This window comes from Vibrio sp. McD22-P3, assembly GCF_021568915.1.
Classification (GTDB): domain Bacteria; phylum Pseudomonadota; class Gammaproteobacteria; order Enterobacterales; family Vibrionaceae; genus Vibrio; species Vibrio mediterranei.
In genome coordinates, this window is record NZ_JAKGTN010000043.1 from 1 (window position 1) to 13427 (window position 13427).

The window sequence follows — 13427 nt, forward strand, 5'->3', positions numbered from 1 at the left end:
CAGGAACTGTGAGCCTGTTGGCGAAGTCCACCTAAATCCAGAAAGAGAAGCTGCTTAATAAGCAAGCAAATGATGACAACTACCTTGAAAAACGCCGAACCTGTATAACCTCATTCCCATCAAAATTTAAGATGAGTAGTATCAATAGGATCAAAGTACTTACTAAAAATGTAAGGTGTTTTGACAGCAATTTCCCAGCTTCAAATAATGTATTTTCCAATACTGACCTCCGAATCTGTTTTGTAAAGCATAACGCCTTGTTAAGTAGTAGCTAACTACCACTGCACTCAAACAAGACCACCGTAATCACTAAACTCAATTCAAACCAAAATCGCCAAACGTTAGCTGTCTGCTTGAACAATTTGTTAGGCGAGCTAGTACAACGCTCCATTGATCTTTCTTTTTGGTATTTGAGACAGCACTTCAATGGAAGCAAGCTTCATATTTACGGCTAGAATCCGCTCAGGACATTTATCCGTGGTAATGTAATGTGTCAGGCAACCACAATTGCTACAACGATGAAACTCGACCTCTTTGTCGCCCCAGCAGTAGAAGTCGGTGCATCCTTTCGTCGCTACATCATCTGGTGAAAAGTAACCCCAAGACGCAGCGTGACGTCTACAAATTGAACAGTTGCACTCACCTACCTCATGAGGGATAAATGCCAAATCCAATCGCACTTCTCCGCAATGACATGTTAGTTGCATCCTTTCGTATCCTTTCGCTCGCCTAACGCCTTGCTAAGTTGCAGCTAACAACCACAACACTCAATCAAAGCCACGTAATCACTAAACTCAACCAAACCAAAATCGCCGAACGTTAGCTGTCTGCTTGAGCAATTTGTTGGCTTTTTGCGTGCGATGAAGCCGACGTTTGGCACCAAGGTTTTAAAGAAACGCTCCAAAGCCAACGCCGCCGACTTACCAAATGCAGAAGCATTGAACTTTCAACCAACTCGCAGCCCAAGATGGCGATACTAAAAGGCAACTCACGGCTCTTGCGCTGAAGCTGACTACCAAGTGCACCATAATCGAAGTCGATTGACGCCCTTTTCAAGCAAAAGAAACAGCACGCACGGGTTTGCGATTTGGCACTAACGAGCAGGTGTAAAGCTAGGACGATGAACACCTACTCCAATGAACTTAACCGAGAAAGCTAACGCTTTATAGACGGATTTTTTCCGTACTTCCGCACACGCTACCGCCTTCTAAAAACATAGAATCTAACCATGTTAGTTCATTAGTGTATGAAAATCAGTAGATTAAGTATTATTAGCTTTGTTGCACATCACAAAATACGGAAATTTTCCGTATAAGTCCTCAAATCTTACTTAGACTCAAGAACTGTACACAAACACAGTATTGGAGTAAGTAATGAAATCCCCATTTTTGAACTACATTCGTGACTTTATGCGAGCGAGGCACTATTCGGAAAGGACAATAGACGCCTACCTCTCTTGGATATTTCAGTACATTGTTTATCACGATAAAAAGCATCCAAAGGAAATGGGTACTGCGGAGGTAGAAGATTTTCTTTCCTATTTGATCACTAGCCGTAACTTGGCCATGCGAACTCAGAATCAAGCACTCAACGCGCTAGTGTTTTTATATAAGCATATCCTTCATGACCCTATAGACGTCAATATGCGCTTTAAGAAATCTAATAAGAGCAAAAAGCTCCCTACAGTCCTCACAGTAAAGGAAGTGAGTAAAGTGCTTGAAAGTATGCCGCCGAGCTTTTTATTGCCAGCACAACTCATGTATGGCTCTGGACTGCGCCTTATGGAGTGCCTTCGGCTCAGATATCAAGATATCGACTTTGATTATGGCGCGTTAAGAATATGGCGAGCGAAAGGAAATAAGAATCGAGTAGTTACGTTAGCCAGAGAGCTATTCCCAGCGATACGGCGACAGCAGCAACACGTTGAGAGTATTTGGAGACAAGATGTTAAGCAGAGTGACTATTCCGGCGTGTGGCTCCCCAATGCATTGGCGACTAAATACCCAAACTCAAACAAAGAGCTCAACTGGCAGTTTCTGTTTCCTTCTGCTCGGCTGTCTATCGACCCTACTTCTGATTTGATTCGTCGACACCATATTAATGAGTCGAGCGTACAAAAAGCTCTGAAATCTGCGGTGAAAAAGACGGGGATAGAAAAGCAGGTTAGCTGTCACACGTTGCGGCATTCATTTGCAACTCACTTACTGGAAAGTGGCGCAGATATTAGAACAGTGCAGGAGCAATTGGGGCATACAGATCTTAAAACGACTCAAATATACACGCACGTCATTAACCGAGGAGCGAGTGGCGTGAAAAGTCCGTTATCTAATATTCTTTAGATACAAAAAAGGAGAGCTTTCGCTCCCCTTTTACATAGACCTAACTGCTAATTAAAGAGCAGCTTTCGCTTTTTCAACTAGAACTGCGAATGCAGCTTTGTCGAATACCGCGATGTCAGCAAGGATCTTACGGTCGATCTCGATAGATGCTTTCTTAAGACCGTTGATGAAACGGCTGTAAGATAGACCATTTTGACGAGATGCAGCGTTGATACGTGCAATCCACAGTTGACGGAATTGACGTTTCTTGTTGCGACGGTCACGGTAAGCGTATTGACCAGCTTTAGTAACTGCTTGGAAAGCTACGCGGTAAACACGTGAACGTGCACCGTAGTAACCTTTAGCTTGTTTTAGAACTTTCTTATGACGTGCACGAGCTTGTACACCACGTTTTACGCGAGGCATTATGTCTCTCCTAAACTAAACGATTGATAAACTAAAAAGAATTAAGCGTATGGCATCATACGAACAACTGCAGCCACTTCACACTTAGGAAGGATTGCATTTGGACGAAGCTGACGCTTGTTCTTAGTAGTACGCTTAGTCAGAATGTGACGTTTTGTAGCGTGCTTGTACTTAATACCACCAGCAGTTTTCTTAAAACGCTTAGCAGCACCTTTGTTGGTTTTCATCTTAGGCATGATGAATAACTCCGCATTGTTGAGTTGATTAAACAATAGTAATTAGGGCGAACAAAACCCAGCTGTTCAGAAAACAGCTGGGTTTTCTTACTTGTAAAGCCTTTAATTACTTCTTCTTAGGGGCCAATACCATGATCATTTGGCGACCTTCGATTCTAGTCGGGAAAGATTCTACTACAGCTAAATCTACAGTATCTTCTTTCAGACGATTTAGAACGTCGACACCAATGTCTTGGTGAGCCATTTCACGGCCACGGAAGCGAATTGTTACCTTCACTTTGTTGCCGTCTTCTAGGAAACGCGTCAGGTTGCGTAGTTTTACCTGATAGTCTCCAATATCAGTTCCAGGACGGAATTTTACTTCCTTAATCTGAATCTGCTTTTGCTTCTTCTTCTGCTCTTTCGCAGCTTTGCTCTTCTCGAAGAGGAACTTGCCGTAGTCCATCACACGACAGACTGGTGGCTCGGCGTTAGGGCTGATCTCTACGAGATCCATACCAGCTTCTGCAGCTGCATCTAGTGCTTCTTGAATCGATACGACACCAACAGATTCACCATCTGCACCTGTTAGACGAACTTCACGAACGCCACGAATTTCACCGTTTAAACGGTGCTGGTTTTGTTTGGCCGGTTGTTGGCCACGTCTTCCGCCTTTAATAGCTTATTCCTCCAGATTGAGCTTACGGCTAGAAACCTCGGCTTGGATGTATGAGATAAAGTCATCCACTTTAAACTTGCCTAGGTCCTTACCCTTACGTGTACGTACTGCAATTTCTCCAGCTTCCATTTCTTGGTCGCCACAAACAAGCATGTACGGGATACGCTTCAAAGTATGTTCGCGGATTTTAAAGCCAATCTTCTCATTTCTCAAGTCCGCTTTGGCTCTAATTCCACTTTTTTGCAGTTTTTGTGTTACTTCTTGAACATAATCAGACTGTTTGTCAGTGATATTCATGATAACAGCTTGTTCTGGCGACAACCACGTTGGGAAGAAGCCAGCGTATTCTTCGATAAGAATACCGATGAAACGCTCAAGAGAACCTAGGATTGCACGGTGAATCATAACAGGAACTTGACGTTCGTTGTTTTCATCCACGTATGTAGCACCTAGACGACCCGGTAGGTTGAAGTCTAGCTGAACTGTACCACATTGCCATGCGCGATCTAAGCAATCATATAAAGTAAATTCGATCTTAGGACCGTAGAACGCACCCTCACCTTCTTGAATCTCGAATGGAATTTCCATTGCTTCAAGAGATTGTTTCAATGCTTCTTCAGAGCGATCCCAGATTTCATCACTACCTACACGCTTCTCAGGACGAGTCGACAGTTTCACCACGATGTTATCAAAACCAAACGTGTTGTATGTGTCATAAACCATCTTGATGCAAGAGGTTACTTCGTCTTGGATTTGGCTTTCAGTACAGAAGATGTGTGCATCATCCTGTGTGAAGCCACGAACACGCATAATGCCGTGAAGTGCACCTGATGGCTCGTTGCGGTGACATGAGCCAAACTCAGCCATACGTAGTGGTAGATCACGGTAAGATTTAAGACCTTGGTTAAAGATCTGAACGTGACCTGGGCAGTTCATTGGTTTAATCGCGTATTCACGGTTTTCTGATGAAGTCGTGAACATTGCGTCTGCGTATTTGTCCCAGTGACCAGAACGTTCCCAAAGAACGCGGTCCATCATTAGAGGGCCTTTTACTTCTTGGTAGCCGTATTCAGTCAGTTTTTCACGAATGAATACTTCTAGGTCACGGAATACAGACCAACCGTTGTGGTGCCAGAACACCATGCCCGGTGCTTCTTGCTGCATGTGGAATAAATCCAGCTGCTTACCAATTTTACGGTGGTCACGTTTTGCCGCTTCTTCTAGACGCGTCAAGTGCGCTTTAAGCGCTTTTTTATCGTGGAATGCAGTACCGTAGATACGTTGAAGCATCTTGTTGTCACTGTTACCACGCCAATATGCGCCAGCCACGTTCAGTAGTTTGAAGTGTTGGCAGAAGCCCATGTTAGGAACATGAGGACCACGGCACATATCAATGTATTCTTCATGATGGTAAAGGCCTGGACGGTCGTCTTTAGAAACGTTCTCGTCTAGGATTTCCATCTTGTATGGTTCGCCGCGACTTTCAAATGTGTCACGAGCTTCCTGCCAGCTAACCTTTTTCTTGATAACTTGATACTTGGTTTTTGCTAGCTCTTTCATACGTTTTTCGATTTTTTCAACGTCTTCCATAGTAAGAGACTGTTCTAAATCGATATCGTAGTAAAAGCCATTGTCGATCGTAGGACCGATTGCCATTTTCACATCTGGGTACAGTTGTTTAATAGCGTGACCAAGTAAGTGAGCACAAGAGTGGCGAACAATTTCAAGACCGTCTTCGTCTTTCGCCGTGATGATTTCTAGGCTCGCATCGTTTTCAATTAAATCACAAGCATCTACACGTTCGCCATCCACACGACCAGCGATGGTTGCTTTCGCAAGACCAGGACCGATTGAAAGAGCGACATCCATTGTAGAAACAGGGTTATCAAATTGACGTTGGCTACCGTCAGGAAGAGTAATTACAGGCATGTAGTATCCTATTTACAGTGGTCTTGCACACCAAGCAAGACATGTTTTATTGGTTAGCAATTTTCAGTGAAGCGAAAACTGCCGCGATTTCATTGTGTTATCTGCTTATTTTGATGCAAATACGGATGCACCAGCCAAAGCGAACGAACATTGTAAACAAAGCTCAAGAAATAACAATCAGAAATGTGACATGTTTAATAAAACAACGATAACTCGCCTCTCTCCTATTGCATGGTACACCTCGTAAATCCCTGCTATTACAGCCTGATTCTCGTTATGTGAATCTTTGATTTCACATCAATAGCTTCTAATCTATATATTAGGTATGTTGGAAAAAGGACTTCTTATGGACCACTCAGAATATTACGTCAAACTCAATCAAGATGGGCATTCTACCGTATATTGTGAAGGACACTTATCGCTAGGCAGCGAAGTTATCGAAGTTGAAAACCAATTCGACCAAAATCATGATGATTCCACCGCCATCATTATGCTTGCTAATGGCACTCGAATATCCGGAGTCAAAGTCGTCGAATAAGATAAACAAAAAGTAAAAAGGAGGCATGCTTGCCTCCTTTTTAACATCCTCACTCCGTGAGTCACGAACTCGCGTTAGCGTATCTCGCTTGCTGTATCCAAGCTCTTACCTCATTAGGCGACATAATGGCAGGATCACCCAACGATTTGTCATCGGCTTCAGCAAGCTGTTTTGGCAAAATATCAATAAGCAGTTCTAGATCTTTGTGGGAATGAATCTCCTCATCAAAGACCTTTGCCATATCACGACTGTACGACGCATGACGAGCCCTTGCCGCTTTGACCAACCCTTCTAACAGCGTATACCACGTTGTCATTGGACCTTGCACAATCGAGGCAGACTCTGCCGCTGAATCAATAAAGGCAAATGGTACGGTAGTAATCGGCTTGTTGTATTCCATCGCGGCCAAGATCCAATCGGTATCAAATGAAAAATCATACACTGTTGGATTACGAAGGATAACTTGCAGCGCATCACGAGAATAAAGCTTAAATGCCGCCTGAGTATCTTTAATACCTTGAGAGAATATTTGCTCCCCTATCATGCGCTGCATATGGCGTAGAGTCTTAATGCCGATGCCCCAACGCTCTTCTTGTTTGACCAAAATCGATTCTGGATGCTTGCGATTACCCAAAACCACTTGTTTGGCCTGTTCTAAGTATGGCTCTAGCAACAACCCTATTTGCCCTAAATGAACTGAGTTATCGGCATCGGTATAAACAACAACATCTGCGCCCTCATCTATGGCTTTTTGGCAGCCAAGCACAATCGCTCCACCTTTACGAGAGTCGTCAGCACTATTCAGATTAGCTAACGGCCCTTCATCCGTATCCAAATGTTCCGACAGTTTAAATACTGTGACTTTATCGGGCTGCTCTGTGGTCTTAACGATACCTTTCGCAATATCAGCACTATCATGAGGGCATCCATCATCTACTGGGTAAAGATGCCAATCAATGCAACTTCCTGAAGTGATCCAAGCTAGCTGTTCTACCTTCATTCTCAACGAATCTTCGCCGTTGGGGTTTTGTTCTGTTTTGGGGTTTAATCGATTGTGCTCTCCCCACATCGCAAACACCACACCAATGCGCAATGGCGTTTGGATTTTTCTTACATAGCGCTTTGAAGCAACTAATTTAACAGCTAAGCGGTATTCCAGTGGCGCTTGGTCTTCTATCGCTAATTGCTTTAAGTCGCCAACAGATAGGCTGCTCAACGCATCCAGTTGCTCTGCTAATTGCAACAAGCCCCTTTGTTGGTGATTATCGGTAAGGTCGAAATGTACGTTCGAGTTTTGGAGAAGCGTAGATGCTTGCTTGAGATCTTGATTGCTAGCCATGGTCCCTGCCCTAATTAGTGGAAACAAAAGCAGACTAGGATTTATGGACGTGAGTTCAAATAATTGTCTTCAATATATCTAGCAGGTAATTCTAAACAAACCATATGAGATCGTGTTGTTTACTTACTGGTTTTCTTGCTCTACCGGAACTGGAGCAAAACTCCTTCGTTGCACAGCCTCGACACCCGAGCTACTCTCTGCGCCAATATTGGCTCTTGGTACTTGCCTCTCTGTGCTGAGTGTATTGTCTAAGTCCCCCAAATCAGCTTCATTTGCCAGAGCATTTATCTCATCTCGTTCTGCGGCTTCGTAATCGAACTCATCAATTGGCGTCGCGATTATCGTAACCTCGTTTTCAGCTGGCGCTGGTGAAGTTTGAATCAAGTGACGATTTGTCACCACTGCTCTAGCTGGGGCGGAGGTTGGAGCTGCATTATTAATGCCTTCGGGCGTTTCGTTAGGTTGTGATGCTGGTTTCGGCACAAAACCTTGAGATTGTGAAAAATTCGATTCAATGCCTTTCAGTTTTTTTTGTCCTGGAACCGTCTGCGTAGCCACTGGTGGTGGCGTGCTCGATGGTAAGCTTGTCTGTGTGCGAGTAGATTTTAGGCCAATCTTGGGACCAGAGAATGCGAAAAGATTGAGTTTTTCCTGCCAAACTTGCAAAACTGCCGCATCATTTTCCCACGATTGGTCATAGCCACCAGCAACATCAAAAGTCTGCATTTGCGTCAGCAGTTGAGTATTTGCTTGTTCGTTTTTTTGATGAAGGTACTGCTGCATTTGAGACCATTCCGTCCCTCCAGTCAGTAAATAGCGCACACTATTTGCCCAATACTCATACGCTTTCGGGTCATTGTCTAAGTTGGCACACACCGTGGCTAGAGCTTCAGCAAGACCTGCGTATTGCCACATTTTTTCCGTACCTAGTTTTGCTTCCGAGGCTAGTATTTGCAGACTCAGTCTATGGTATTGTTCCGCTGCTTGTTTGAATCTTCCGTTACCAGCCAGTAAGGTTGGCTGACTAAATACCCTTAATTCGACGTCCTGAACCTGAGCACTAGTAGACGTGGCAAAGGAAAACAGGAATAACAACAGCAGAAATCTAATTGTAGTCATCAAACGTCTCCACTAAACACTTACCAGGATGATAGAAACGTGAGTCAAACTGTACATCTCGGTATTCTCGTGTTCCCGATGGTTGATAGAGTTTTCCATTCTGCTTGTATAGCAAGGCTTCTAGAACCCCAGCGTTGGTCTTAAGCGTAATACTCTTTTCGTACTTACTGTTTCTTTCATAGCGGCCTTCATACCAACCTCGTTGCGGATCGTAGAGTTCACGCACTAGTACCATCAAGCGGTCGGTATAATCGGTCTTCCACAGCGCCCACATTTGAAAAGCCACACGAGTCGATACCAAAGCAAGCAAATCATGGGAACTTCCATCTTCGGCTAACGTTATCCATGGAGTACCCAAGGCATAGACCGCGTCATAAACAAAATAAGGATCGCCTGCTACTACATGATCACCTCGCGCGGTATAGATTCTATCTACATCCCAACGCGCTTCTTGCACTAAATAAAGAGAATCTGCCATCGCGGACATTACCGGGTCAGAGTGATTCGCATCGTTGGAACTGGAATCCGAAATCTTGTCCCAGTTAAACTCTAACCCCATCCATAAATAAGGAGTGCTGTAGACAGGTCTTAGGACGTCAAAGTCTCTGGGATCTCTGCCATCAAAAAGCAGGTCGATGCCATAAATAGTCGCAACGTCATACGGGTCTATTCGCATCGCTTTGTAAGGTACAACTTGCCAATCTAAATAACCATAAGAGGTATATTCTTCAACGCCTAAACGCCCCTCTTTGTAACGGGTCACATTGCCGCCATATATTGCACCGCCGAACAACTCACCATCTTCATTGATAAGTTCACAGAAGTTCCAGCGTAATACTGCTTTATCAATGTATTCGGTAAATTCAGGAGAGAATTGCTTAACGATGGCTAGCGCAATAAGTAAACGCCCAGTATCTAACGAGGACCATCCAATATCACTAGGTTGCAAACCATAATCCACTTTCTGTCCCGTCTGGGTGTGATAGACCTTGTGCGGAACTTGTCCCATACTCAAGTTCATGTCATTGAGAAAAGTCAGTACTAAGGTGAGTCGTTCGTCGTATTGTTTGGTTGAGATAAACTCGAACTCTTTCGCTGCGAGCAAGGCAAACAGATAATCGGCAATGCCTGACATATTGGTTGATGGGTAGTTGTCGATGCCATTAACTAATCCAGTTTGAAGCTGGGTGTTGTTCTCAATGTATTTCCAGGCAGTACTTGCCCAAGCCAACTCTTGTTCAGTTAGCTTACCGTAACGTCCCTGACGAAATGTCTGAGAAGTATTGATTGCTTCAACACCAGAACTTACACCTTGGACAATGGTTCCACAGGCATAAAGTAGAGGCAGAGCTAAAAGCAAAACAACCAGCCTTTGCATTCGATGCGCCCCTAAGACTTATTTTTCTTCTTTTTATAGTTCTCGCGTGGCAAGCACTGCCCTTCATAACCAAAAGGCGATTCCAATGCTTTTTCCCACAAGCTCGGTGCTATATCGTCATGATACTTGAGTAACTTTCCTTGTTGTTTATAGAGCAGAATTTCTAAGGTGATACCATTATTGTTCGATGTAAATGTGTTGATACGACCGGTACCATTCTCAAAAATACCCTCGTAAAACCCTTTATCTCTATCGTAAAGGTGAGAAATATGATCGAAAAGTAGATCGGTATACTCTGTATCCCATAAAACCCACATCCCCATCGCGCCCTTTACTGCAACAGCGGAGAACTGCGGTAGATATTCGCCATTCTCAGAAATAGTATTCCAAGCAAAGCCATCGGTATAAATGGTGTCATAAACGAAGTATGGAGGCCCTGCTAATTGGTGCTCGGTACGCGCAGTGATAATACCGGTTTGCTTGTATCGTTCCTCTTGTACACGATAAATTTGTAACGCGAACTCAGCCATCCATTCATTAGTATAACTGTAGTTGTGTCCTGTCCTATCGTCGGTCAAGTCCCACCCTAACTCAATACCATCTAAAACATAGCTTTCAGTTACAACGTAACTATGAGCTTTGAGCTTTCTAGGATCTCGGGTATCGTAAGGGACATCATAACCGTACAAATTGATGGTGGCATAAGGCTCTGGATCAGAGGCTTGACTAGTGTCAAACCCCCAGAGTTGGAATCCTTTGGCTGCATACTCTTCGTAACCCAATCTGCCCTCTTGCAGATACTGAACAGGCTTGTCTTTCTCCAGCAACGCACCAAACATAGTGCCGTTCTCGTCAACGACATTACAGAAATTCCATCTCAAAATCGCTTGGTCGATACCGGTCGCATACTCTGGATAACGATGTTTGACGATATATAACCAGATGAGCAATCGGCCTAAATCGAGAGCAGAATAACCGATTTCCCCTGGTTGGTTACCGTAGTCCACTTTGGCAGCAGTTTGTGTGTTATAAGCCTTGTTAGGTAACTCGCCACGGAATAGGTCCAATCGATTTAAGGTCCCTATAAAGGCAATCAAGCGACGGTCCATTTCCTCTTTCTCAATGATTCCTAACTCGTACGCACTCACCATACCTGCTAGGTAAGACGCCGCATCCCACCACGTGACCGATGGGTAGTTATTTACCGCATTAACCAGACCTGTTGGCTCTTGATAATTATTCTCGAAGTACTTCCAAGCAATACGAGCCATATCCATTTCTTTTTCGGTAAGCTCACCTTGTCGAGCCTGCGGAATGCTCCAATGACTTTTACGTTCGACAATATCGTCGGAAAACTGATTATATTTATTACCACAGCCAGCCACTGCAAGCGCAACACATAACGTTGTCAAATAGCGCATGTTATTCTCCCTAATACAACCTTGTCCTTATTTTGCGCCTACGCTTAATAATGGTCCGTTTTCTATGTAGGCCAGCGACTCTAAAACAATGCCATTGGTGTTCGCGGTAATTGCTCTATTAGGTCGCCCATCAACTTCATAGCGACCCGAATACCACCCTTTGGTTTCTGAGAACAGAGGCGATACTTCACTAATTAACAAATCCGTGTATTCATTCTCATACAAGGCGTACCAACCAAACGCAGCCTTGGTAGATAGGGTTTTTAGGTGTGACTGGTCTTTACCATCATCTGAAATTGCGTTCCATTCTTTACCGTCAGAAAAAACCGTGTTGTAAACGAAATAAGGTGGCTCATCGACGTTATCTTCACTTACTGCAGTAACCACGCCAGTATCATCATATCTGCGCTCTTGAGCACTAAACACACGGTGCGCGAAGATTTTCGAGACGCTGTCAGAACCAAACTCTAACCCATCAAGAATATAAGACTCACTAACCACGTAGTTGTGAGCATGGAACTTAGCTGGGTCGCGTTTATCGGTTGGAATTTCAATGCCGTAAATATCAATCAGGTCTAGATAATCAATATATTTCATTGAATTAAATACATCTCGTCCCATCAGGAACAGAGATTTAGACGCGTATTCTTCATAACCAATACGTCCTTCTTGCACTAACTCAAAACCGCCTTGTTCACTTGGTCTAGAACCGTATAGATATCCATCGATTAGCATTTCGCTAATCTTCCAGTGATTAAGAATGTTGTTTACATCTGCGTTGAAATTAGGATATTGCCAGATCAATATATTGAGTGGCACTAGTATTCTACCGATATCAATGGCTGACCATCCTATCCCTTCAGGAGTCGGGTTGTTTTGGTAATCCACCATTTCTAACGTTTGTGTGTTGTAAGCTTTATTTGGCAACTTACCTTCAACCAGAGGAAGTCTAGCAAGTGAACGCAACGCTTTCTGCATTCGCATTTCAAACACTTCATCAGTGATCACATTGATTTTTTCCGCAGCAATGAGGCCCATTAAATAAGAGGCGGTATCCCACATAGTCGTCGACGGATAGCCATCAACGGAATTCACCAATCCCGTGTTATCTTGATAATTGTTTTCAAAGTAGCGCCACGCCGTATTCGCCCAAGTAAACTCTTCATGAGATAACACTCGATTTTCTTTAAGTGGGATCTCTTCGTGAGCTTCAAAGGTGATATTGCCTAACACCTTTCCGTAGTCTCGCGTCTCTATATTGAAAGCGATGACCAATGCAGTACACAGACCAAGAATGAAAACAACGTGGTGCCTTGCAGCCAATAATGCGTCTTTAAACTTCATACTTTAAATCCTCTGTGCTGGTGACTTCTTCTTTGTTTTTCTCTTCTTTTGGAGGCTCCCAAAAAGCGGCAGCTATCATTCCCCACATAGCTAGCATGTTATTGAGAATCCAGAATGTGTTGAACACTAGACCGCCACCGGAATATTCACCCCAAGAGCCCGTGTAGTAACCGACCCAAGCATAAAAAATAGCGAAGAGACTTAAGCCAAATACCACCATTTGAGGCAATACAAGTTTGGCAAAATTACCTGTTTGTCTTTCTTTTGGTGTGGTTGGGAAGCTAATTTTGCGTCCTCTAAGCACTGTCCAAAGCGCACGCAAATTAACTGGGAAAAATGACAAGAAATTTGTCTTACCTTTGTAGCCAGCCACACCCCAAGTGCCCACCATCATCGCGATTTCCGCAGTTAAGATGTACGGCAAGAAATGTAAATAAAAGGTCACATCATAAGCACTAACAGGAGCGATTGAGGTAAGAAAATAGATTATTGGGCAAGCAAGGAAAATGATATTCCAGACTGCCGATAAGTTAGACCAGAAGCTCGCGCCATACATGAGTTTTTGTTTAAAGCTCAAGCCCTTCCTAAAAATCGGATTGTCATTCATAAAGATGTCGATGGAACCCCCCTCTGGCAGGATTGTTGTCACTGTTAAAATTTAACCAGTATGGGCGGTATTGAGTAAACTTTGTCTCGTATACCAGCAGAAAGAAAAGAAGCC

At 43.7% G+C, this 13427-nt stretch carries 13 protein-coding genes; 2 read left to right on the top strand and 11 right to left on the bottom strand.

Annotated features, from left to right (window positions below; all coding sequences use genetic code 11):
- Positions 1-374: 374 nt before the first annotated feature.
- Complete coding sequence (locus tag L2W36_RS26690) at positions 375-707, bottom strand: GFA family protein (protein ID WP_236112003.1); 333 nt, start codon at positions 705-707, stop codon at positions 375-377.
- A 666-nt stretch (positions 708-1373) separates the two neighbouring features.
- On the opposite strand from L2W36_RS26690, the gene L2W36_RS26695 reads away from it, so the two are divergent.
- Positions 1374-2339: an integron integrase gene (locus L2W36_RS26695; protein ID WP_236112004.1), complete on the top strand. Its 966-nt coding sequence runs from the start codon at positions 1374-1376 to the stop codon at positions 2337-2339.
- Between the two features lie 51 nt (positions 2340-2390).
- Here the strand turns inward: L2W36_RS26695 and rplT are convergent, their stop codons facing one another.
- The 4 genes from rplT to thrS form a co-directional block, all read right to left on the bottom strand.
- Entirely contained in the window at positions 2391-2744 is a 354-nt protein-coding gene (gene rplT, locus L2W36_RS26700) for a 50S ribosomal protein L20 (protein WP_004401084.1), read from the bottom strand.
- Positions 2745-2785: 41 nt separating this feature from the next.
- Positions 2786-2980 carry a 50S ribosomal protein L35 gene (gene rpmI, locus L2W36_RS26705; RefSeq protein ID WP_004401085.1) on the bottom strand — a complete coding sequence of 65 codons (195 nt, stop codon included), beginning with the start codon at positions 2978-2980 and terminating at the stop codon, positions 2786-2788.
- Between the two features lie 106 nt (positions 2981-3086).
- Positions 3087-3638 (bottom strand): translation initiation factor IF-3, encoded by a 552-nt coding sequence (gene infC, locus L2W36_RS26710; RefSeq protein ID WP_081411588.1) that lies wholly within the window; start codon positions 3636-3638, stop codon positions 3087-3089.
- A gap of 3 nt (positions 3639-3641) precedes the next feature.
- Positions 3642-5567, bottom strand: a complete 1926-nt coding sequence (gene thrS, locus L2W36_RS26715; protein ID WP_031494507.1) for a threonine--tRNA ligase — start codon at positions 5565-5567, stop codon at positions 3642-3644.
- 346 nt (positions 5568-5913) lie between these two features.
- On the opposite strand from thrS, the gene L2W36_RS26720 reads away from it, so the two are divergent.
- Positions 5914-6105 carry a hypothetical protein gene (locus L2W36_RS26720; RefSeq protein WP_124941089.1) on the top strand — a complete coding sequence of 64 codons (192 nt, stop codon included), beginning with the start codon at positions 5914-5916 and terminating at the stop codon, positions 6103-6105.
- A gap of 61 nt (positions 6106-6166) precedes the next feature.
- Here the strand turns inward: L2W36_RS26720 and L2W36_RS26725 are convergent, their stop codons facing one another.
- The 6 genes from L2W36_RS26725 to L2W36_RS26750 all read right to left on the bottom strand — a co-directional run bounded on the left by L2W36_RS26725 (position 6167) and on the right by L2W36_RS26750 (position 13283).
- Positions 6167-7444: a glycosyltransferase gene (locus L2W36_RS26725; protein WP_006070680.1), complete on the bottom strand. Its 1278-nt coding sequence runs from the start codon at positions 7442-7444 to the stop codon at positions 6167-6169.
- Positions 7445-7567: 123 nt separating this feature from the next.
- On the bottom strand, positions 7568-8563 hold the full coding sequence (locus L2W36_RS26730; RefSeq protein WP_124941088.1) for a hypothetical protein: 996 nt from the start codon (positions 8561-8563) through the stop codon (positions 7568-7570).
- Entirely contained in the window at positions 8550-9941 is a 1392-nt protein-coding gene (locus L2W36_RS26735; protein WP_236112005.1) for a DUF3131 domain-containing protein, read from the bottom strand. The genes L2W36_RS26730 and L2W36_RS26735 overlap by 14 nt, the downstream gene beginning before the upstream one ends.
- 11 nt (positions 9942-9952) lie before the next feature.
- Positions 9953-11362, bottom strand: coding sequence for a DUF3131 domain-containing protein (locus L2W36_RS26740; protein ID WP_006070677.1), 1410 nt, complete (start codon positions 11360-11362; stop codon positions 9953-9955).
- A gap of 27 nt (positions 11363-11389) precedes the next feature.
- A complete protein-coding gene (locus L2W36_RS26745; protein ID WP_124941086.1) occupies positions 11390-12706 on the bottom strand; it encodes a DUF3131 domain-containing protein in 1317 nt (438 codons plus the stop codon).
- Positions 12696-13283 (bottom strand): hypothetical protein, encoded by a 588-nt coding sequence (locus tag L2W36_RS26750; protein WP_236112006.1) that lies wholly within the window; start codon positions 13281-13283, stop codon positions 12696-12698. Before L2W36_RS26750 ends, L2W36_RS26745 begins: the two co-directional genes overlap by 11 nt.
- Positions 13284-13427 lie beyond the last annotated feature (144 nt).

What these genes read in the sequence shown, in the direction of transcription:
- L2W36_RS26735 (WP_236112005.1), bottom strand. Translation starts at nt 9,941, where the DNA reads ATGCAAAGGCTGGTTGTTTTGCTTTTAGCTCTGCCTCTACTTTATGCC.
- L2W36_RS26695 (WP_236112004.1), top strand. Translation starts at nt 1,374, where the DNA reads ATGAAATCCCCATTTTTGAACTACATTCGTGACTTTATGCGAGCGAGG.
- L2W36_RS26730 (WP_124941088.1), bottom strand. Translation starts at nt 8,563, where the DNA reads ATGACTACAATTAGATTTCTGCTGTTGTTATTCCTGTTTTCCTTTGCC.
- L2W36_RS26745 (WP_124941086.1), bottom strand. Translation starts at nt 12,706, where the DNA reads ATGAAGTTTAAAGACGCATTATTGGCTGCAAGGCACCACGTTGTTTTC.
- thrS (WP_031494507.1), bottom strand. Translation starts at nt 5,567, where the DNA reads ATGCCTGTAATTACTCTTCCTGACGGTAGCCAACGTCAATTTGATAAC.
- L2W36_RS26740 (WP_006070677.1), bottom strand. Translation starts at nt 11,362, where the DNA reads ATGCGCTATTTGACAACGTTATGTGTTGCGCTTGCAGTGGCTGGCTGT.
- rplT (WP_004401084.1), bottom strand. Translation starts at nt 2,744, where the DNA reads ATGCCTCGCGTAAAACGTGGTGTACAAGCTCGTGCACGTCATAAGAAA.
- L2W36_RS26690 (WP_236112003.1), bottom strand. Translation starts at nt 707, where the DNA reads ATGCAACTAACATGTCATTGCGGAGAAGTGCGATTGGATTTGGCATTT.
- L2W36_RS26725 (WP_006070680.1), bottom strand. Translation starts at nt 7,444, where the DNA reads ATGGCTAGCAATCAAGATCTCAAGCAAGCATCTACGCTTCTCCAAAAC.
- rpmI (WP_004401085.1), bottom strand. Translation starts at nt 2,980, where the DNA reads ATGCCTAAGATGAAAACCAACAAAGGTGCTGCTAAGCGTTTTAAGAAA.
- L2W36_RS26720 (WP_124941089.1), top strand. Translation starts at nt 5,914, where the DNA reads ATGGACCACTCAGAATATTACGTCAAACTCAATCAAGATGGGCATTCT.